Origin of the sequence: Jeongeupia sp. USM3 (assembly GCF_001808185.1) — a bacterium.
In the GTDB taxonomy this organism is placed as follows: domain Bacteria; phylum Pseudomonadota; class Gammaproteobacteria; order Burkholderiales; family Chitinibacteraceae; genus Jeongeupia.
The window spans coordinates 1,921,908-1,942,658 of sequence record NZ_CP017668.1; the positions used below are offsets into that span (position 1 = coordinate 1,921,908).

The 20,751-nt window shown below is 63.9% G+C and carries 22 protein-coding genes; 13 read left to right on the forward strand and 9 right to left on the reverse strand.

The window, feature by feature from the left end; translation table 11 throughout:
* The first annotated feature begins 210 nt into the window (after positions 1-210).
* From BJP62_RS09105 to BJP62_RS09135, 7 genes are all read left to right on the forward strand, one after another.
* A complete protein-coding gene (locus BJP62_RS09105) occupies positions 211-831 on the forward strand; it encodes a UPF0149 family protein (RefSeq protein WP_070529176.1) in 621 nt (206 codons plus the stop codon).
* A gap of 17 nt (positions 832-848) precedes the next feature.
* The gene (locus BJP62_RS09110; protein ID WP_070529178.1) at positions 849-1,853 is read left to right on the forward strand and encodes a PhoH family protein; all 1,005 of its coding nucleotides are present in this window, start codon (positions 849-851) and stop codon (positions 1,851-1,853) included.
* Positions 1,850-2,323, forward strand: coding sequence for an rRNA maturation RNase YbeY (ybeY, locus tag BJP62_RS09115; RefSeq protein ID WP_070529181.1), 474 nt, complete (start codon positions 1,850-1,852; stop codon positions 2,321-2,323). Before BJP62_RS09110 ends, ybeY begins: the two co-directional genes overlap by 4 nt.
* Positions 2,324-2,331: 8 nt before the next feature.
* Complete coding sequence (locus tag BJP62_RS09120) at positions 2,332-3,189, forward strand: HlyC/CorC family transporter (protein WP_070529183.1); 858 nt, start codon at positions 2,332-2,334, stop codon at positions 3,187-3,189.
* Positions 3,189-4,682: an apolipoprotein N-acyltransferase gene (lnt, locus tag BJP62_RS09125; protein ID WP_070529184.1), complete on the forward strand. Its 1,494-nt coding sequence runs from the start codon at positions 3,189-3,191 to the stop codon at positions 4,680-4,682. The genes BJP62_RS09120 and lnt overlap by 1 nt, the downstream gene beginning before the upstream one ends.
* 356 nt (positions 4,683-5,038) lie before the next feature.
* Positions 5,039-6,376, forward strand: a complete 1,338-nt coding sequence (locus BJP62_RS09130; protein ID WP_145927156.1) for a sigma-54 dependent transcriptional regulator — start codon at positions 5,039-5,041, stop codon at positions 6,374-6,376.
* Positions 6,377-6,447: 71 nt separating this feature from the next.
* Complete coding sequence (locus BJP62_RS09135; protein WP_070529185.1) at positions 6,448-7,737, forward strand: hypothetical protein; 1,290 nt, start codon at positions 6,448-6,450, stop codon at positions 7,735-7,737.
* 76 nt (positions 7,738-7,813) lie between these two features.
* Here BJP62_RS09135 and BJP62_RS09140 read toward each other — a convergent pair whose 3' ends face one another.
* From BJP62_RS09140 to BJP62_RS09180, 9 genes are all read right to left on the reverse strand, one after another.
* The gene (locus BJP62_RS09140) at positions 7,814-8,440 is read right to left on the reverse strand and encodes a hypothetical protein (protein ID WP_070529186.1); all 627 of its coding nucleotides are present in this window, start codon (positions 8,438-8,440) and stop codon (positions 7,814-7,816) included.
* Between the two features lie 48 nt (positions 8,441-8,488).
* A complete protein-coding gene (locus tag BJP62_RS09145; RefSeq protein WP_083300811.1) occupies positions 8,489-9,187 on the reverse strand; it encodes a C39 family peptidase in 699 nt (232 codons plus the stop codon).
* A gap of 20 nt (positions 9,188-9,207) precedes the next feature.
* Positions 9,208-9,555 carry a hypothetical protein gene (locus BJP62_RS09150; RefSeq protein WP_145927157.1) on the reverse strand — a complete coding sequence of 116 codons (348 nt, stop codon included), beginning with the start codon at positions 9,553-9,555 and terminating at the stop codon, positions 9,208-9,210.
* A 102-nt stretch (positions 9,556-9,657) separates the two neighbouring features.
* Positions 9,658-9,966 carry a hypothetical protein gene (locus BJP62_RS09155; RefSeq protein WP_070529193.1) on the reverse strand — a complete coding sequence of 103 codons (309 nt, stop codon included), beginning with the start codon at positions 9,964-9,966 and terminating at the stop codon, positions 9,658-9,660.
* Between the two features lie 119 nt (positions 9,967-10,085).
* Positions 10,086-10,934, reverse strand: coding sequence for a hypothetical protein (locus BJP62_RS18665; RefSeq protein WP_070529195.1), 849 nt, complete (start codon positions 10,932-10,934; stop codon positions 10,086-10,088).
* Between the two features lie 340 nt (positions 10,935-11,274).
* Positions 11,275-11,829 (reverse strand): RDD family protein, encoded by a 555-nt coding sequence (locus BJP62_RS09165; RefSeq protein WP_070529198.1) that lies wholly within the window; start codon positions 11,827-11,829, stop codon positions 11,275-11,277.
* Between the two features lie 2 nt (positions 11,830-11,831).
* Positions 11,832-12,218 (reverse strand): DUF3106 domain-containing protein, encoded by a 387-nt coding sequence (locus tag BJP62_RS09170; protein ID WP_070529200.1) that lies wholly within the window; start codon positions 12,216-12,218, stop codon positions 11,832-11,834.
* The gene (locus BJP62_RS09175; RefSeq protein WP_070529202.1) at positions 12,197-12,562 is read right to left on the reverse strand and encodes a DUF3619 family protein; all 366 of its coding nucleotides are present in this window, start codon (positions 12,560-12,562) and stop codon (positions 12,197-12,199) included. The genes BJP62_RS09170 and BJP62_RS09175 overlap by 22 nt, the downstream gene beginning before the upstream one ends.
* 15 nt (positions 12,563-12,577) lie before the next feature.
* Positions 12,578-13,201 carry an RNA polymerase sigma factor gene (locus tag BJP62_RS09180; protein ID WP_308417872.1) on the reverse strand — a complete coding sequence of 208 codons (624 nt, stop codon included), beginning with the start codon at positions 13,199-13,201 and terminating at the stop codon, positions 12,578-12,580.
* A gap of 370 nt (positions 13,202-13,571) precedes the next feature.
* On the opposite strand from BJP62_RS09180, the gene ilvB reads away from it, so the two are divergent.
* From ilvB to BJP62_RS09210, 6 genes are all read left to right on the forward strand, one after another.
* Complete coding sequence (ilvB, locus tag BJP62_RS09185; protein WP_070529205.1) at positions 13,572-15,338, forward strand: biosynthetic-type acetolactate synthase large subunit; 1,767 nt, start codon at positions 13,572-13,574, stop codon at positions 15,336-15,338.
* A 12-nt stretch (positions 15,339-15,350) separates the two neighbouring features.
* Complete coding sequence (ilvN, locus tag BJP62_RS09190) at positions 15,351-15,842, forward strand: acetolactate synthase small subunit (RefSeq protein WP_070529208.1); 492 nt, start codon at positions 15,351-15,353, stop codon at positions 15,840-15,842.
* 74 nt (positions 15,843-15,916) lie between these two features.
* On the forward strand, positions 15,917-16,933 hold the full coding sequence (ilvC, locus tag BJP62_RS09195; protein ID WP_070532545.1) for a ketol-acid reductoisomerase: 1,017 nt from the start codon (positions 15,917-15,919) through the stop codon (positions 16,931-16,933).
* 69 nt (positions 16,934-17,002) lie between these two features.
* A complete protein-coding gene (locus BJP62_RS09200; protein ID WP_070529209.1) occupies positions 17,003-17,575 on the forward strand; it encodes a GNAT family N-acetyltransferase in 573 nt (190 codons plus the stop codon).
* Positions 17,576-17,786: 211 nt separating this feature from the next.
* Positions 17,787-19,184, forward strand: a complete 1,398-nt coding sequence (locus tag BJP62_RS09205) for an amino acid permease (RefSeq protein WP_070529211.1) — start codon at positions 17,787-17,789, stop codon at positions 19,182-19,184.
* A gap of 218 nt (positions 19,185-19,402) precedes the next feature.
* Positions 19,403-20,731 carry a transporter gene (locus tag BJP62_RS09210; protein ID WP_070529213.1) on the forward strand — a complete coding sequence of 443 codons (1,329 nt, stop codon included), beginning with the start codon at positions 19,403-19,405 and terminating at the stop codon, positions 20,729-20,731.
* The last annotated feature ends 20 nt before the right edge of the window (positions 20,732-20,751 follow it).

Sequence of the window (20,751 nt, forward strand, 5' to 3'; positions counted from 1 at the left end):
ACGATGCGCTCGTCAGGCGCCCCCTGTTCATCTTGCCGGTGACGGTGCTGCCGGCCAGGTGGCGATGACCGGCAACCGCGCACTCGATCAACCGTTCTGGCCTGCCGCCCGTGCCGGCGTCGTTGCTTTACCATTGCCTTCAAACTTTGCGAGACCTTGCCGGTCGAACAAGCCGGCAATGACCCTCCCTCTTAGCGAGCCCCGCCCCGCATGAAATTCAAACCCGAACCGCCGCTGTCCGACGCCGAACTCGACGAGCTCGCCGCCTTCCTCGAATCCGACGCCACAGGCGACGAGTGCATGGACCTGTCGATGCTGCACGGCTTTCTTACCGCGATCCGCGTCGGCCCGGCCGAACCGGAGCCGGCCGCATGGCTGGCGCAGGTCTGGGGCGAGGCCGGCCAGACGCCGCGCTTCGCGTCGCCGGCGGCGCAACAGCGGATCGAAGACCTGATCCTGCGCTTCTACAACCAGCTCGGCGATGAACTCGTCGGCGAACCCGCCGCATTCACGCCACTCGTCTATGTCGACGAGGAGGCCGGCACCGACATCGCCCAGCAGTGGTGCTACGGCTTCATGCTCGGCACGGCGATGGCGCCGAAGGCGTGGCAGCCGGCGATGGACGATGACGAAATCGCCCAGCTGCTGGCACCGATCTTCGACTGCGCCGACGACGAGGCGCGCGAGGCGATGGAAGCCGATGGCGACAACCTCGCCGAATTCGAGCACGAACTGGCCGCGGCGCTGCCGGACATCGTTCCGGTGCTGCGGGCGTTCTGGCTGGCGCGGGCCGAGGCTGCCGCACCGCGCGTCAGCCGCCGCCGGCATTGAATCAACAGGATCCCGTTTTGCATACCGACAAGATTTCCTTCCAGCCCGTCGACAATGCACGCCTCGCCAACCTGTGCGGCGTGCTCGACGAGAACCTCAAGCAGATCGAGACCGCACTCGACGTCAACATCGTCCGCCGCGACGCGCACTTCCGCGTCTCGGGCGAAGCGCCGCAGGTGCGTACCGCGCTCGACGCGCTCGAGTACTTCTACTTCCAGGCCACCGAAGCGCTCGACATCGACACGGTGCAGCTCGGGCTGATCGAAATGAGCCGCACGCCGTCCGACCTGCCGGCCGACCCGGACGCGCCGCAGCTGAAGACCCGCCGCACCGACCTCAAGGGCCGCACGCCGGGGCAGAACGCCTACCTGAAGGCGATCCAGGAACACGACATCACCTTCGGCATCGGCCCGGCCGGCACCGGCAAGACCTATCTCGCCGTCGCCAGCGCCGTCGACGCGCTCGAGCGCGACGCGGTCAAGCGGCTGGTGCTGGTGCGGCCGGCGGTCGAGGCCGGCGAGAAGCTCGGTTTCCTGCCAGGCGATCTGGTGCAGAAGGTCGACCCGTATCTGCGGCCGCTGTACGACGCACTCTACGACCTGATGGGTTTCGACAAGGTCACGCGGATGTTCGAGAAGGGCGTGATCGAGATCGCCCCGCTGGCGTTCATGCGCGGCCGCACGCTCAACCATTCGTTCGTGATCCTCGACGAAGCGCAGAACAGCTCGCCCGAACAGATGAAGATGTTCCTGACCCGGATCGGCTTCGGTTCGAAGGCGGTGATCACCGGCGACCCGACGCAGACCGACCTGCCGAAGAACCAGAAGTCCGGCCTCGTCGACGCGCAGGACGTCCTCAAGGGCGTGCGCGGCATCGGCATCCATCACTTCACCAGCGCCGACGTCGTCCGCCATCCGCTGGTACAGAAGATCGTCGACGCCTACGAGCGCGCCGCCAAGACCCGCGCCGCCGCCGAGGAACCCGGTCAGCGCAGCCGCCGCACGCCGGAGGCCAAGGAATGAGCCGCCGGCTGAAACTCGCGCTGCAGCTTGCCACCGACGCCGCCGGTCTGCCCGGCAAGGCGCAGCTGAAGGGCTGGATCGAAGCGGCACTGCGGCCCGGCGTGAAAGCCGCCGAACTCACCGTGCGCATCGTCGATGCCGACGAAGGGCGGCAGCTGAACCGCGACTACCGCGGCAAGGACTACGCGACCAATGTGCTGACCTTCACCTTCGACGACGACATGCCGGCGATCGAAGGCCTGCCGCTCTTCGGCGATCTGGTGCTGTGCGCGCCGGTGGTCGAGCGCGAAGCCTTTGATCAAGGCAAGACGCTGGATGCGCACTACTGCCACCTGATCGTCCACGGCACGCTGCACCTGCAGGGCTACGACCATATCGTCGATGCCGAAGCCGACGAAATGGAGGCGCTCGAGACGCAAATCGTCACAACGCTCGGGTATGATGACCCGTATCGCACCGACACGGAGTAGCAGCAAGCATGGACGATCCCTCGTCCCCCAGTCCCAAACCGTCGTGGCTGGAACGACTGACGCATTTCCTGCTGCGGGAGCCTGAAAACCGCGGCGAACTCGTAGAAATTCTCCATTCGGCCTTCGAGCGCCACCTGCTCGACGCCGATGCGCTCGGCATGATCGAGGGCGTGCTCAACGTCGGCGACATGCAGGTGCGCGACGTGATGGTGCCGCGCAGCCAGATGGACGTGATCGACATCAGCCAGCCGCCGTCCGCCTTCATTCCCTTCGTCATCGAGACCGCGCACTCGCGCTTCCCGGTCATCGACGGCAACAAGGACCACGTGCTCGGCATCCTGCTGGCCAAGGACCTGCTGCGCTACTACGCCGGCGACAAGGACTTCGACGTTCGCGACATGCTGCGCCCGGCGGTGTTCATCCCCGAGGCCAAGCGGCTCAACGTGCTGCTCAAGGATTTCCGCAACAACCGCAACCACATGGCCATCGTCGTCGACGAATACGGCGGCGTCGCCGGCCTCGTGACGATCGAGGACGTGATGGAGCAGATCGTCGGCGACATCGAGGACGAGTACGACTACGACGAAACCGAGGACAACATCGTCGTCGACCGCCGCGGCTACTGGCGCGTCAAGGGGCTGACCGAGATCGCCGATCTCAACGAGGAAATCGGCAGCCGCTTCTCCGACGCCGAGTTCGATACCGTCGCCGGCCTCGTCACCCACCATTTCGGCCATGTGCCCAAGCGTGGCGAAGCGGTCGAATTCGACGGCTTCCGCTTCCAGATCGTCCGCGCCGACAGCCGCCGCGTCCACTCGGTACTGATCGAGAAGCGCGCGGTGCTGACCGAGGAAGAATCCAGCTGATGTTCAAGAACAGACTCGCCGGTCTGCTTGCACTGGCCGCCTGCGGGGCGGCCAGTGTGTTTTCGTTCGCGCCGCTCTATCTCGGCGTGCTGATGCCGCTGTCGCTGGCCGGCTGGCTGTGGGGCGTCGGCCGCGCGCCGTCGGTCCGTGCCGCGATGCTGGCCGGCTACGCCTGGGGGCTCGGCTACTTCGTCGCCAACGTCTACTGGGTCTACATCAGCCTGCATACCTTCGGCGGCATGCCCGGCTGGATGGCCGCCGGCTGCACCTTGCTGTTCGGCGCCTATCTGGCGCTGTTCCCGGCGCTGGCCGCCGGGCTCGGCCGGCGCCTGCCCTGCCCCGAACCGCTGCGCCTGCCGCTGCTGCTGCCGACGCTGTTCTGCGCGAGCGAGTGGCTGCGCGGCACGCTGTTCACCGGTTTTCCATGGGCCGAAACCGGTACCTCGCAGATTCCGTCGTGGCCGCTGGCCGGCTACGCGCCGATCGTCGGCAGCATGGGCGTCGGCTGGCTGCTGCTGCTCGGCGTCGGCATCGTGCTGGCGCGCTGGCGCGACCCGCGCCGCTGGGCCGGCGTCGCGGCGCTCTGGCTCGCCGGCTGGGGCCTGCTGCAGGTCGAGTGGACGACGCCGGTCGGCAAGCCCGTCAGCGTGAGTCTGGCGCAAAGCAATATCGCGCAAGACATGAAGTGGAACAGCGCCCATTACCTCGACAACCTGCGCGTCAACCTGCAGCAAGCCCGGCAGGCCAGGGGCGAGCTTGTCGTGCTGCCGGAAACGGCGATTCCGGCCTTTCTCACCGACGTGCCCGACTGGTATCTCGACACGCTGCGGTCGGCAGTCGGCGAACGCGCCTTGGTGCTTGGCGTGCCGCTGCAGGGCAAGGGGGCCGACGAGTACTACAACGGCGCGATGGTACTGACCGACCCGCGCCAGCCGGTGTACAAGAAGCAGCATCTGGTGCCGTTCGGCGAATTCGTGCCGGTGCCGTGGCTGTTCGGCTGGATGTACCGCTTCCTCGACATGCCGCTCTCGGGTTTCTCGCGCGGCGCGTTCAAGCAGCCGCCGTTCGTCATCGGCCCGACCCGGCTGGCGGCGAACATCTGCTACGAGGACGTATTCGCTACCGACATCCTCCAGGCCTTGCCGGAAGCAACGATGCTGGTGAACTTCAGCAACCTCGCCTGGTTCGACGGATCGTGGGCCGCCGAACAGCAGCTGCAGATGTCGCAGGCCCGGGCGCTCGAGACCGGCCGCTACATGCTGCGCTCGACCAATACCGGTGCCACCGCAATCGTCGACCACCGGGGCCGGGTACAGGCGCGCTTGCCGCAACGGCAGCGTGCGGTGCTGGAAGGACAGGCTGTCAACCGGACCGGGCTGACGCCTTACGGGCGCTGGCACAACACACCGATCCTGCTGACCTGGCTACTGAGCTTGCTGGCGCTGGTGTGGACGGGCATTCGTTGCGAGCGGCGACAAAGTTCTTTCAATTAAAGAAAGAATTTTACTTACTCAACGGACGTACTTTGTAGCCACCCCGCCGCGCTCTGGCCGGGGGTATTTCACAAACCGGCTGACGTGCGGCAGGCTGCCTCCCGCCTGCTTGCCGCTCGTCGCGCCATCGTGGAAATGCCCGCCCGCCACCTGCCATTTCCTTGATTTAGCAGGACTGCTCACCCATTCTTGGGAACATCCAGTTGGCAATAAGCACCTGAAGTCGCATCGCAGTCCTGGCCGGGAATGACGGCGCATCGCCATGCCGCCTTTCCGGCATTGCGGCACGCCTTGCCCCGCGCCGGCAGCACCGTACTTTACATACTGCGTATGCGTTGCAGGATAGGGAGATCACGGTGAATTCGCGTGCCCTGCTGCTCTACAGCAGCGAGCCGGACCGTTCGAATCCGGCACCGCTGCCCGACCTCATCCCCGGCTGGCAATGGACCATTGCGACAAGCCCCGCCAGCGCCCACCAGCAGATCCACACTCACAACATCCAGGTCGGCGTGATCCATCTGGAGCCCGAAGTGCCGGTCGCGTTCGACCAGCTCGAAACCCTCACCGCCAGTCACCCGCAGATCGAATGGATCGTCGCCGCACCGCCGGACGTGCTCGACGCTGCCGACGTCGGCCGCTTCATCGCCGGCACCTGCTTCGACTACCACACCCTGCCGGCCGACCTCGACAGGCTGGCGGTGACGCTCGGCCACGCCTGGGGCCGCGCGCAGATGCGCGAACGCTGCCGCGGTACGGCCCGGCCGGGGCAGTTCGGCATGGTCGGCGGGTCCGCGTCGATGCAGCGGCTGTACGGCAATCTGGAAAAGATCAGCAACAGCGATGCACCGGTACTGATCCAGGGCGAAAGCGGCACCGGCAAGGAGCTTGTCGCCCGGGCGATCCACCGCCATTCGGCGCGGGCGCAGCAGCCGTATATCGCCGTCAATTGCGGCGCGATCCCGGTCAACCTGATCCAGTCCGAGCTGTTCGGCTACGAGAAAGGCGCGTTCACTGGTGCCAACCAGCGCAAGATCGGCCTGATCGAGTCGGCCAACGGCGGCAGCGTCTTCCTCGACGAAATCGGCGACCTGCCGTTCGAGTCGCAGGTAATGCTGCTGCGTTTTCTGCAGGAGCACTGCATCGAGCGGGTCGGCGGGCACACGCCGATCGACGTCGACGTCCGCGTGATCGCCGCGACCCACGTCAACCTCGAACTTGCCGTGGCGGCACGCAGCTTCCGCGAAGACCTGTTCTACCGGCTCAACGTGCTGCGCGTCACCGTGCCGCCGCTGCGCGAACGCCTCGACGATGTCGACCTGCTCGCCGACTGGTGCTTCGAGGTGTTCTCGAGCGAAAAGAACGCCCATGTCCAGGGCTTCAGCCTGCGCGCCAAGCAGGCGATGTCGCGCTACGGCTGGCCCGGCAATGTCCGCGAACTGATCAACCGGGTGCGCCGCGCCATGGTCATGAGCGAGCACCGGCTGATCTCGGCCGAAGACCTGCTGCTCGACGCCCCGGCTTGCGATGCCGCAAACGGCGCCTCGCTCGGGCAGGCGCGCGACCAGGCCGAGCGCGACCTGATCGAGCACGCACTGCTGATCAACAAACAGAACATCACCGAAACCGCCCGACAGCTGGGGCTGTCGCGCTCGACGCTTTACCGTTTGATCAACAAGTTAGAACTCAAACAGTAAGCCGGCCAGCAATGCTCCCGACTTGCGGGGGCCGGGTCTGACCGCTTCGATCCTTTGGAGAGGAGAATACGATGCGTCATCGACTCAACCCCTTTGCGCTGGCCGGACTCGCCGTCAGCCTGGCGGGCGCCACTTACGCCGCCGAGCCGGAACCCGAAGCCACGGTAACATCAACGCCGCTTGCGGCCGCACCGGTCATCGAGGCCGTCCCCGTCGTCGACGCAGCCCCTGCCGCCACGGTCGCCGAAGCCGCGGTCCCCCAGCAGGCACAGGCCGAAACGCCGTCCGAGCCGCCGGAAGCCGTTGCAGCGTCCCCCCAACAGGCACAGGCGGACCCTACCGCCGCGCCCCCTAGCGAGGAGCCCCCTACGCTCAAGTCATCACAACCGACGATGACCTTGCAGGAAGCGGCCGACATTCTCGCCCCTGGTGTCCTGACGCCCAAGGGCACCCTAGTGCTGGACCCGTCGCTCCAGTACTCGTACACCAATGGCAGCCGGGTGGCGCTGGTTGGTTACACGGTCATTCCGGCTGTGACGGTCGGCCTGATCGATATCCGCCAGGAGAACCGCTCCACCCTGACTGCGGCCATTGCCGCCCGCTACGGCATTACCGAGCGGACGGAAGTCGAACTTCGCATACCCTACATCTACTCAAGGGACGAAGCGCAGGATCGTCCGTTCCTGAACGGCTCGATCGATCCGACCGTATTCAACACCACCGGCCAAGGGATTAGCGACGTAGAACTCGCATTGCGTTACCAGCTCAATCAACCGCCAGCCGGAAATCCCTATTATGTCGCGGCAATTCGTGCCAAATCGGACACCGGCACCGGCTCCTTCGACGTTCCGTACGACATCAAAACCGGCTTGGCGACCGAGTTGCCGACCGGCTCCGGATTTTGGGGGCTGCAAGGGACGCTTTCCGCGATCGTACCTTCCGACCCGGCCGTGTTTTTCGGCAGCCTGAGTTATATGTGGAATATCAAGAAAGATGTCGACAAAACGATTGCTTATCGCGTGCCGGATACGACGGCCCTTGTCCCCAACCAGTTCACGGTCAAGGAAGAACATGTTGGTGAAGTCGATCCTGGCGACGTCTATCAGATTGCCATCGGCATGGGTTTCGGTATCAATGAGCGCAGCTCGTTCAGCTTGTCATACGACCACAGCATCATCACCAAGACCAAGATCAATGGCTCGATTCCGGAGGGTTCAACCTTTGTGCAGGTCGGGATACTGCAACTCGGCCTGTCCTACAGGATCAACGCCAGTACTACGGCGAATCTGAGTCTGGGCATCGGCACGACCGACTACTCCCCCGATGTGCAAATGACCCTTCGACTGCCGGTCACCTTCTGACCGCCGAGCTTTAAGCCCAACGAAATCGGGGGCCAAGCCCCCGATTGTCATTCATTGCGTCGTCCAAACGACCTGCCTACCGAATCCCCTGCACGACACTGTTTCTCAGGGAGTCCAGCACCCGATTATTCAACGCCTGCGAAAACGAACTGCTTGATACATTCAATACCGTGCTTGCCTGAATGACGCGATTATCGACATTGTTCTGGATAACCTGGACCGGCAGCACATTATTGGGAATGCTGATCAGCGTGACCTGAGTTCCGCCCCCTCCAACCGCCCCGGACACCAGTGCGCCGGCCTGCGCAGCGGCCCCCAGCGAACTTGCGACCGATGCCGAGACCCCATTGGCGGCGGGCTGGTTGCTCCACTTGAAAGCCGTTGCCGCAAGGATTTGCCCGTCGATCGACACCTTGCGCTCGATGGCAAACGATACCGACAGCGCACCGCCCAGATCGGCGCCAGCACGGATCTCGGTCAAACCGGCATGATCGATCCGCCCGGCCTCGGCAAGAATGATCCGGTCTCCGTCAGGAGCAGATGCCGGCAGGGCACTTTCGTTCAATACCCCCGGCATCGCTTGCGCAATCGGCACTTCCCCAGCCTCAACGGCCTCCGGCGGCACGTCTGCCCATGCGCAATGCGTCGTCAGGGCCAGGATGCAGAGTGTCGTCAGATGGACCCGGGTCGCTACGCGTTTCATAAGTCACCCCGCTGTGCCCTCAATCAACAGATCCCCGATCCCCGCGGTCTAGAAGCGGAAGTCGTTGGGCCCCGGTAGATTCACACTGAAATTGGCCAGATTCGGGGCAAAGACGCCGGACGCCACCGGCGCCTTGGTCACCCCCCCCCAATCGGCCGAGCTGTTGAAGCCTTTTTGCCCGGTGCTCTTGTGGGTGAGAATCAGGAAAGCGACCTGCCCCCACATCTTTTCGAAGGCCGGGCGGGTATACGACTTGATCCCGACCGCCGGATCTCCGACCAGAACCCACTGATCCGAAATACCCTTCACCACGACAAAATGGCGATAGCCGCCCAAGTCCAGCACCACGATCGCCGGCACGCCAATATCCGCCAGATCGTTCAACGAAATCTTGAAGCCGTTGGCCTCGAAACCCAGGCTTTCCACGTAGGTTTTCATATCGGCCATTGAAAACCCGTACTTCTGGATCAACCCCTGATTGCCATGTGCATACATGCCCTTGAAGACCTGAGCCTCGTCGGTCGAATGCGTATAGTGATAATTCAGCAAGGTCGCCAATGCGGCCGAACCGCAGCTGAAGTCGTATTTTTGCCGAACGGTATTGGTGAAGGCCTTTTCCTTGAAGGTCGTCACATTGATCTGATAGCTGTTGAACGGCCCGGTGGCCACTGAGATCGGCGCGCTCCAAGCCGCGTTGCCAACCATGGACAGCACGATGGCGGCAATTTTCATCCCCTGATTACGCATGCATCCTCCCGTACACGGCGCTACTGCACGGCGACATTCAAAATCGTCGAGTTCTGGATCATCACCGAATTGCCGGTGTTCTGGATGATGGTGCCGATGCCGTTCATCCCGGCCAGTGCGCCGGCGCCGATCGTGTTCGCACCGGACGCGACATGCTCGAGTGCGCTGATCACGCTGCCGGTCTGCGCCGCGATATTCGCGGTCGTCATGGTTTCCTTGATCTTGGTGCTGGCGACCCCCGCGGTTCCCTGCTGCGCGGACAAGTCATCCACCGCCGCCGAAGCCGCCGGCAGCACCAGACGATCGCCGATCTCCGGCAGGTCGACGGCGTGCACGACACCGGCGATACCCCACACCAGCGTCACCATGATTGCCTTCGTTGCTTTCATCACACCCCCCGCTCTGCACTGGCAGCACCTTCTGCACTACCGCACAATAATCCGACCGCGAGTATGCCATCCGGCCCGCCGCTAGCGCAGCGATTGCACATTGGCCCCGACACTGATCGATTGCTGGATCAGCGCGTTATTGCCGGTATTGGCCGACACCACGCCAAAGCCGTTGATATTGACGTTGTTGATCTCGGTATTGCCGGACGACATCACCGGCACAACCGGGCTAGGCCCGAGGAGTCCGGTCGATGCACTGACGGTACCGAGCTGATTGACATTGATCGCATTCGTATCGATGTCGATCCGGTTGTTTTCGATCATGGCCACCGGCTGTTCGGCAAATGCCCATGCCGAAACCAGCGCAAGACCGAATGCAATTCTGAGCATTGACCCCTCCCGTCCGCATTGCCCGCCGCATCGACGCATGCCGATGCGCAGTCAGGTTGGGGCAACCGGGATCCCGACTGCGAATCCCGGTCAGCCCGTCTCAACTCAGCAATCCCCGTTTACGGCAGGATGCTGGCGTTGATCTGCACATTGTTTTGTTGCTGTTGCAGCGAACCCAGACCGGCGTTGTTCTGCAAGGCACCGACACCGTTGACCGTCACACCGGCAATCGACGCCGCACCCGAGGTCAGCGACACGAACGACACGCCGGTGCCCGCACCGCCATCGGCGCCGCTGCCGGCGCCGGCACCGTTGCCACCGGCGCCACCGGTACCGAGGCCAACCCCTGCGCCGAACAGTGCACCAAGACCGACACCCACGCCTGCACCACCGTTGCCGCCGCTGCCGCCGTTTGCGTTGCTGTTGGCATCACCGCCACCGCTCCTGTTGCTCGAGCCCATCAACGGGAAGGCCAGCGCCAGACCGCCCTGGTCGGCATCGATCCGGTTCTTGTTGATGTTGGTGGTCGTGGTGGTCGTGGTCGTGTTGAACGAGTTGTACGCCTTGTTCGACGTATTGCCGACGTCCTTCCACGACGCAGCGGTGCCGCCGGTGGTTGCCGACACGCTGCCGTTCTTGGCCGAGCTGTTGGCCGAGTTGTCGCTGTTGGTCTTGGTCCTAGTGTCGATATCGATGTCGGTCGATGTCTTGGTGTAGGTCTTGGTGTAGGTCTTGGTAGACGTAGACGTCTTGTCGTGCGAATCGGTCTTCGTGTAGGTCTTGTTGTTCGAATTGGTGTTGGTGCGATCGTGCGAATCGTTCGAGATCGCCACGCTACCGTCATCCGCCGCCGCACTGTCGAACACCGGCACCTGTGCCGTGTTGTTCGAGTTGTTGTCGATAACGGCCCAAGCCGCAGACGTACCGAACGCCATGGTCAGACCGGCGATGATTGCTAGCTTCTTCATCACATTATCTCCTCAGACAAGTGATCCCTTACGGGAAGAGCGCGCCCAATCCAGCGGACGCAGTCTTGACATTGCAACAGCCATGCCAGCTTAGAAAATGTCGCCTAATGCATTGTATCAACAGGGTTTTTCGTAAAACCCACCGGCACCACGGCCGGATTTTCGCTAATGGCGCTGTCTCAGCCGTGAAACAGTGCATCGCCGGCGCCGCACGCGCCCCAGGCTCGAAACCCAGGCCCGGCCTTGCACCGCGCCGGATTCGGCAGCACCGGGCCAGGATGTTTCAAGATTGATACACCCTGGCTCCGAGCGACATCGACATTCCTGTGCAAGCACCAGATTAAGCGGTTCGGGCGCGTGGCGGGATGCGGACGATGCGGGTCCCGGCAACGCGGTCCTGCAGCAGCAGGCCGTCGCGATCGAACCACGCCCAGACGAACGGCGCCATCAGCCAGGCGCAGCTCATCCACGCCCAGGGCAGCCAGGCGCGATCGTGCCAGGCCAGCGCCCACAGCGGCGCACACGGCAGGTAGCAGATGGCCGCAGCGACAAAACGCATGACCAGTGCCGGCCACGGCGCCCGCCCACCCGCTGCGCCATCGAGCCGCAAGCGCCAGGTTTTCATCGCCAGCGTCTGGCCGCCGCGGCGCCAGCACAGCGTGAAATAGCCGAACACCGCAGTCACCAGCACCGCAAAATTCAGCGCCCGCAAGCCGGCACTGGCCGAAACCGCCGTCACCGGCGCGCCGGTCAGCAGCTGGAATCCGAGCTGATACAGCACCTGCACCAGCAGGACGACCGGGATCAACAGCAACAGCTCGTACCACCAGGCGAAGCAGCGTCGCCACCAGCCTGCCAGCGGCAAGGCATCGGTCTGCAGGGAAGAAAGGCTCAAGATCAGTGTCCGCGTCGAAGGGAGGCTGGCGCCGAGGCCACGGCGCTGGCGGAACGGCGTGCCTGAACCAGCCGTTCACGCTCGGCCGGCGGCAGGCTTTGCCATTTGCGATAGTTGTCACGCGCCTTGGCGCGCTGTTCGGGGGTCAGTCTGGCCCATTCGCCCAGGCGGGCCCGCAGGCGCGCCTGCTGTTCGGGCGGCAGCGCCGGGTACTGCTCGGCCAGCTTGGCCAGCCGGTCGCGCCGATGAGCCGGCATGCTCGCCCATTCCTGGGCATACGGCACCAGCAGCGATTGCGACTGCGGCGGCAGGCTCTGCCAGCTCGGTGCCGCCCAGGCTGGCAATGCCGTCAGAATCAGCAGCAGACTCAGCGCGATTTGGCGTGCCATGTATCGAAGTTTCCGTTGACGAGCATGTCCAGCGGAATCTCGTCGGTCATCAGTTGTTTGTCGAACGCATATTCGGCTTCGCGCTGATGCCAGTACCAGCCCGAACCGGCCAGCAGCGCCGCGCCCAGTGCGCCGGCAGCAATCACCGTCCGCGCATGGCCGTGTCCGGCCAGCCAGGCACCCGCCGACGTGATCCGGCCGCGCAGCGTACCGTGGCGGGCATGTGCCAGCGCATTCCGGCGGGCTTCGGCCAGGCGTTGCGCCGCTTTCGGCGACACCGGCGCATCGGCGAGCTGCCGGAGCAGCGATGCATCGCCACGCTTGTTGGAAGGACTGACAGACATGAGGGCACCCTCCATTCAATCGGCCTGCCACTGCACGCCGTGCTGGCCCAGCCAGGCGGCGAGCGCGTGCGTCGCACGCGAGCAGTGGGTCTTGACGCTGCCGTCCGAGCAGCCCATCACGGCGGCGGTCTCGGCCACGTCGAACTCTTCCCAGTAACGCAGCAGAAACGCTTCGCGTTGACGCGGCGGCAGCTTGGCGATCCCTTCCTCGATCAGCGCCATCACCCGCGCCTGATCGTGGATCGTTTCAGGGCTTGGCGAGGTCGGCTGATTCGGCAGCCAGTCGAGCGGATCGTTCGCGTCGGCATCCGCGTCGTCGGACTGGAAGCTCGACAGCAGCACCGTCCACCAGCTGCGGGTCTTCTGCCGCCGGTAATGGTCGCGGATCGCGTTCTGCAGGATGCGCTGGAACAGCAGCGGCAGTTCGGCCGGCGGCTTGCCGGCGTAGCGCTCGGTCAGCCGCAGCATCGCGTCCTGCACCAGATCGAGCGCGACATCCTCGTTCTGCGTCGCGAACATCGCCTGCCTGAAGGCGCGTTTTTCGACCTCGGCCAGGAAGGTGGCGAGTTCAGCCTGCGTCGCCAGAGCCCTCTCCTCGATACCGGGTTGAAAATCAGCGGCGATGCTAGCAAAGCACAGTTGACGAGGCCAGAAAAACTTGCCAAGGCAAGATCGATCCGCTAACGTCACACGTTCACCCAATCCAGATCAGCGTCGTTCGCCGAAGCGGCAATCGACGCACCGAATGGCACCGCCCGCGCAACACACCGCAGTCGTCCCCAACTCGGGCCACAAGCCCGATCGAAGGCGGCCCGCCCGGTAAAAGAACTCGGATTTGCGGCATGGCCGATTGTCGAGGACCACGGTACGACGCATACCTGCGCCGTCCCAGAACCGCTTGCACGCCAGCAAGCGATTCACCCGGTCCGAAGACTAAGCGTGTCAGCAAGTTCAACCCTGGATGGCAGGAGCTATCTAAAACATTTCACTTCGTTGTGAGGGTGATCCCATGGAAATCTCAGGCGCTGAGATCGTCACCCGCTGTCTGCAGGAAGAAGGCGTTGAATTCGTCTTCGGCTATCCGGGCGGCGCGGTTCTGGAAATCTACGACGCAATATTCAAGCAAGAACAATTCAAGCACGTGCTCGTCCGGCACGAGCAGGCCGCGGTGCACGCCGCCGACGCCTACTCGCGCTCGAGCGACAAGGTCGGCGTGGCGCTCGTCACTTCCGGCCCCGGTGCCACCAATGCCATCACCGGCATCGCCACCGCCTACATGGACTCGATCCCGATGGTCGTGCTGTCCGGCCAGGTCGGCACGCCGGTGATCGGTTCGGACGCGTTCCAGGAAGTCGACATGGTCGGCTGTTCGCGCCCGATCGTGAAACACAACTTCCTCGTGAAGGACGTGCGCGATCTCGCCGCCACCTTCAAGAAAGCGTTCTACATCGCCGCCACCGGTCGCCCGGGCCCGGTCGTCATCGACATTCCCAAGGACGTGACGCAGGCCAAGTGCGTGTTCGAGTACCCGAAGTCGGTGTCGATCCGCAGCTACAACCCGCCGACCAAGGGCCATCCGGGCCAGATCAAGAAGGCCGCCCAGTTGCTGAGCGAGGCCAAGCGCCCGTTCATCTACGTCGGCGGCGGCGCCGTTCAGGGCGGTGCCGGTGACCTCGTCACCGAACTGGTCAAGCACCTGAACGTGCCGTGCACCAACACGCTGATGGGCCTCGGTGCGCTCGACGGTACCGATCCGAACTTCGTCGGCATGCTCGGCATGCACGGCACCTACGAAGCCAACCTGGCAATGCAGTACTGCGACGTACTGATCGCGATCGGCGCACGCTTCGACGACCGCGTGATCTCGGTGCCGAGCCAGTTCCTGTCGAACCCGAAGAAGATCGTCCACATCGACGTCGACCCGAGCTCGATCGCCAAGCGCGTCAAGGTCGACGTGCCCATCGTCGGCGACGTCAAGCACGTGCTGACCGACCTGATCACGGTGCTGAAGGAAACCGGCCTCAAGCCGGGCGCCGACGCCCTCGCCGGCTGGTGGAAGCAAATCGACGAATGGCGCAAGCCGAACAGCCTGCTGTACACGCCGTCGACCGAGGTGATCAAGCCGCAGCACGTGATCGAAACGCTGTGGAACGTGACCAATGGCGAAGCCATCGTCACCTCCGACGTCGGCCAGCACCAGATGTGGGCGGCGCAGTACTACAAGTTCCGCCGGCCCAAGCAGTGGATCAACTCTGGCGGCCTCGGCACCATGGGCTTCGGCCTGCCGGCCGCGATGGGCGCGCAGCTCGCCAACCCGGATGCGCAGGTCGCCTGCGTCACCGGCGAAGGCTCGATCCAGATGAACATCCAGGAGCTGTCGACCTGCAAGCAGTACCACACGCCGGTGAAGGTGCTGAGCCTGAACAACCGCTACCTCGGCATGGTCCGCCAGTGGCAGGAGTTCTTCTACGGCACGCGCTACTCCGAGTCGTACATGGACGCGCTGCCCGATTTCGTCAAGGTTGCCGAGGCCTACGGCCACGTCGGCTTCAAGGTCGAGAACCCGGCCGACGTCGAGCCGGTGCTGAAGGAAGCCTTCGGCCCGTCGCTGAAGGAACGGCTGGTGTTCATCGACTTCCGCACCGACCAGACCGAGAACGTGTTCCCGATGATCCAGAACGGCAAGGGCCTGAACCAGATGGACCTGCCACCGCACATGCGCGGCATGCAGCAGGTGCCGTTCGACAACAACCGTGATTACGGCAATCTCGCCTAAGGAGGAACGAACATGCGACACATTCTTTCCATCCTGATCGAGAACGAAGCCGGCGCGCTGTCGCGCGTCACCGGGCTGTTTTCGGCGCGCGGCTACAACATCGACTCGCTGACGGTGCAAACCACCGAAGACGCGACGCTCTCGCGCATGACGATCGTCACCCACGGTTCCGATGACGTGATCGAGCAGATCACCAAGCAGCTCAACAAGCTGATCGAAGTGGTCAAGGTGATCGACCTGAACGAGGCCGAGCACATCGAGCGCGAGCTGATGCTGATCAAGGTGCGCGCGACCGGCAAGGACCGCGACGAGATGAAGCGGATGGCGGAAATCTTCCGCGGCCGCATCATCGACGTCACCGAAAAGAGCTACACGATCGAACTGACCGGTGCCGGCGACAAGCTCGACGCCTTCATCAAGGCGATCGACCCGGCGGTGATCCTCGAAACCGTGCGTACCGGTGCCTCGGGCATCGGTCGCGGTGAACGCATTCTGAAAGTCTGAACACCGGCCAGCGCACGCGGTCCGGACTGCGTGCCTTGCCCGCCCCCATTTCAATAGGAGTTAATCTCATGGCACTGAACGTTTTCTACGACAAAGATTGTGACATCTCGATCATCCGCGGCAAGAAGGTCGCGATCATCGGCTACGGCTCGCAAGGCCACGCCCACGCCTGCAACCTGAAGGATTCGGGCGTCGACGTCACCGTCGGCCTGCGCGCTGGTTCGGCCACCGTCAAGAAAGCCGAAGCCCACGGCCTGAAGGTCACCGACGTGAAGACCGCCGTTGCCGGCGCCGACGTGGTGATGATCCTGACCCCGGACGAATTCCAGTCGCAGCTGTACAAGAACGAGATCGAGCCGAACATCAAGCAGGGCGCCACGCTGGCGTTCGCACACGGCTTCGCGATCCACTACAACCAGGTCGTGCCGCGCAAGGATCTGGACGTGATCATGGTTGCACCGAAGGCCCCGGGCCACACCGTGCGCTCCGAGTTCGTCCGTGGCGGCGGCGTACCCGACCTGGTCGCGATCTTCCAGGACGCATCGGGCAAGGCCAAGCAGACCGCCCTGTCGTACGCTTCGGGCGTGGGCGGCGGCCGGACCGGCATCATCGAAACCACCTTCAAGGACGAGACCGAAACCGACCTGTTCGGCGAACAGGCCGTGCTGTGCGGTGGCGCCGTCGAGCTGGTGAAGATGGGTTACGAAACCCTGGTCGAAGCCGGCTACGAGCCGGAAATGGCCTACTTCGAGTGCCTGCACGAGCTGAAGCTGATCGTCGACCTGATGTTCGAAGGCGGCATCGCCAACATGAACTACTCGATCTCGAACAACGCCGAGTATGGCGAGTACGTGACCGGCCCGAAGGTGATCAACGAAGAATCGCGCAAGGCCATGCGCCAGGCGCTGAAGAACATCCAGACCGGCGAGTACGCCAAGCAGTTCATCCTGGAAGGCCAGACCAACTACGCGTCGATGACCGCTGCCCGTCGCAACAACGCGGCGCACGGCATCGAAGTCGTCGGCGCCAAGCTGCGCGCGATGATGCCGTGGATCCAGGCCAACAAGATCGTCGACCAGTCGAAGAACTGATCCGGATTCGACGCATCACCCGAAACGGCCAGCATTCGCTGGCCGGTTTTTTATGTCCGGAGCCCCCGCATGTATCCGCAGCTCGACACCCCGCGCCTGTCGCTCGGCGCGTTCAATCCCGAGGATGCGTCGCGGGTACAGTCGCTCGCCGGCATGTTCGAGGTCGCCGATACCACCGCCTCGATCCCGCATCCCTACCCGGACGGTGCCGCCGCAGCATGGATCGCCCAGCATCCGACGTTCTGGCGCGCCGGGCTTGCGCTGCCGCTGGCCATCCGCCGGCGCGACGACGGGCTGCTGCTCGGCGCCATCGGCTTGCAAAGCCTCGATAGCGTCCCCGAGCTCGGTTTCTGGCTGGGTCTGCCGTTCTGGGGTCGGGGCTATGCGACCGAGGCCGCACTCGCCCTGTGCGATTTCGCCTTCGCCAGTCTGCCGATCAACCAGCTCGTCGGGCGCCATCTGGAGCGCAATCCGGCGTCCGGCCGCGTGCAGCGGAAACTCGGCATGGACCGCGTCGGCGAATCCCATGCTGTCGTTTGCGGTCGGCATCATGAAGTGGTCATCCATTACCAGATCGAGCGAGCAACATGGCAAACGCTTCACCAAACTGACGACAAGCCGACCATAACAGTTCGGCAATGAAACGGGCATAACACCCTCGGGAAATCACCAATGTCGGGGCTGCTGGCACGGGCATAGAGTCCGCCGATCCCTCCCCGGACCGTCCCGCTGCGCCCGCCTACCCGGCGGAGCATCGCCCCCCGGTCCAGCTGACCCTATCGGGTTTCTGCCAAGTGATCCCGTCCACCGGGCCACGGCCCGCGGCCGTCGCCCTTGCAGAAGTCGCCCCGTCATGAGTCTTTTCCGTACAAAAAACATCGATGCACTGATCGCATCCACCGCCGGCAGCACCGGCGGCCTCAAGCGCGTGCTCGGCCCGCTCGACCTCGTCCTGATGGGTATCGGCGCCATCATCGGCACCGGCATCTTCGTGCTCACCGGCACCGGAGCACTGACCGCCGGCCCGGCGCTGACCCTGTCCTTCGTCGTCGCGGCGATGGCCTGCGGCTTTGCCGCACTGTGCTACGCCGAATTCGCCTCGGCCATCCCGGTCTCGGGCTCGGTCTACACCTATTCGTACGCCACGCTCGGCGAAATCGTCGCCTGGATGATCGGCTGGGACCTGATGCTCGAATACGGCCTGGCCGCATCGGCGGTCTCGGTCGGCTGGTCGGGCTACTTCCAGTCGCTGATCGGCGGTTTCGGCCTGCATCTGCCGACGCTGCTGACCGCCGCGCCGGGCGCAGTCCCGGGCGAAACCACGCTGTTCAACCTACCTGCCTTCGCCATCATGCTGGCGATCACCGCGCTGCTGTCGGTCGGCGTGCAGGGCTTTGCCAAGCTGAACAACCTGATGGTGGCGATCAAGGTCGGCATCGTGCTGCTGTTCATCGTCGTCGGCGCCGGCTACGTCAAGCCGGCGAACTGGGCGCCGTTCATGCCGTTCGGCTTCTCCGGCGTGTTCAGCGCCGCGGCGCTGGTGTTCTTCGCCTTCATCGGCTTCGACGCGGTCACCTCGGCCGCCGAGGAGGTGAAGAATCCGAAACGCGACCTGCCGATCGGCATCATCGGTTCGCTGGCCGTCTGCACCGTCCTGTACGTGATCGTTTCGGCAATCATGACCGGCATCGTGCCCTACCCGAAGTTCGCCGGCATCGACCACCCGGTATCGCTGGCGCTGCAGTACGCCGGGCAGAACTGGGTTGCCGGCTTCATCGACCTCGGCGCCATCCTCGGCATGACCACGGTGATTCTGGTGATGGCCTACGGCCAGAGCCGGGTGATCTTCGCCATGAGCCGCGACGGCCTGCTGCCGCCGGTACTGTCAAAGGTCCACCCGCGCTTTTCGACGCCGTTCGTCACCACCTGGGTCATCGGCATCGTGTTTTCGCTGTTCGCCGCGCTGGTACCGCTGAACGTGCTCGCCGAGCTGATCAATATCGGCACGCTCGCGGCATTCTCGCTGATCTCGATCGCCGTGCTGGTACTGCGCAAGACCAAGCCGGACCTGCACCGCGCGTTCCGCTGCCCGGGCGTGCCGGTCGTACCGCTGCTGGCGGTCGGCTTCTGCGTCTTCCTGATGCTGCATCTGCAATCCATCACCTGGATGGCGTTCGGCGTCTGGCTGAGCATCGGCTTTGTCGTGTACTTCGCCTACGCCCGCCGGCGCTCGCTGCTGCACCCTCGCTAAACGCACATTGCCCCTCAAAAGCCGCTCACGAGCGGCTTTTTTACATCCACAGAAAGAATCAATGGTTTTTCTATTGGGAAAGTACTGCTATAGAGAAACGAAAGGGACCAGCCAATTTCATGCAATCAAATGCATCATCCAGCCACTGAGCGCAACAAGCCCGGTGCTAACGGATGCAGACGTGTCCCGGTCAGTCGAAACCCCGCTCAGGAACGTACATGGACCCACGCATCTGCACCGTCCCGCTCACGGTCATGGCACTCTCGTGCCAGTTCGCTTTTGCCACGACACCGCCCGCCAAGCCCAAGCCCAAGACGCAGATCGAACAGCTCAGGCAAGCCAACCAGCAGCAGGCCGCCAAGCTGGCCGCGCTCGAGGCGCAGATCCAGTCACTGCAGAAGACGGTCAGCGAGCTCAACAGCAAGTTCGCACTCGTCGCCGCGCCGGCTGCGGCGCAGGTCACCCGCAATGCGGCAGCGCCCACCGTCGTCGCCAGCAACCAGGCCCCGCAGGCTGCAGTCGCCCCGCCCCGCCCGTTGCTGCCGCCGCTGCCACCGGCTGCCGAGCCGGAAACCAAGACCTCCGGCGACGCGCCCAAGAGCGTCGAAGACATCTATCAGGCAGCCAGCGGCTTCTCGAGCAGCCGTTACTCGTTCGAAGCCGGGCTGACCTACTCGCACTACGATACCCGCGAGCTCAAGCTCAACGGCTTTCTGGCGCTCGACTCGATCTTCCTCGGCAATATCAATCTCGACCGCACCAAGCAGGACACCTACACGCTGGACCTGACCGGCCGCTATTCGCCGACACCGCGCTGGCAGTTCGAGATCAGCGCGCCGATCGTTGCCAGACATGCCAATTACTTCTCGGGCGGTGCCGGCGGCGCCAGCACATCGCTCTCGGAAGGCACGGTATCGCGTTCGCCCAAGCTCGGCGACGTCACCGTCGGCGTCGCCTACAAGCTGCTGCAGGAAACCACCGACATACCGGACACGACGGTCAGCGTGAACGTGCGCACACCGACCGGCAAGGAGCCCTACGGCATCAAGCTCCGGGAAGTCGACGACAGCCAGGGCAACCTGATGATCCCGACCGAGCTGCCGACCGGCAACGGCGCCTGGGGGGTCACGACCGGCCTCGCGCTGGTGAAAACGGTCGACCCGGCGGTGATCTTCGGCAATATCGGCTACACCTATTATTTCAAGAACAGCTACGACGACATCAGCTCCAATGCCGACACCATCCAGCCCGGCGACGTCCAGCAAGGCAGCAGCCTGCAGTTCGGCGCGGGTACGGCTTTCGCGCTGAACGAAAAGCTCAGCCTCGGCCTGTCGTATTCGCAGCAGCTCGTCCGCAAGAGCCGGGTTCGCGGCGAGGGCGGGCCCTGGTCCGACGTCACCGGCAGCGACGCCAATGTCGCCACCTTCAACGTCGGCATGACCTACGCCGTCAGCAAGAACCTATCCATCATCCCCAACCTTGCGATAGGCCTTACCCCTGAAGCGGCGAACTACGCCATTTCTCTCAAGATGCCCTACAACTTCTGAGATCCGATACGCCGGATCGA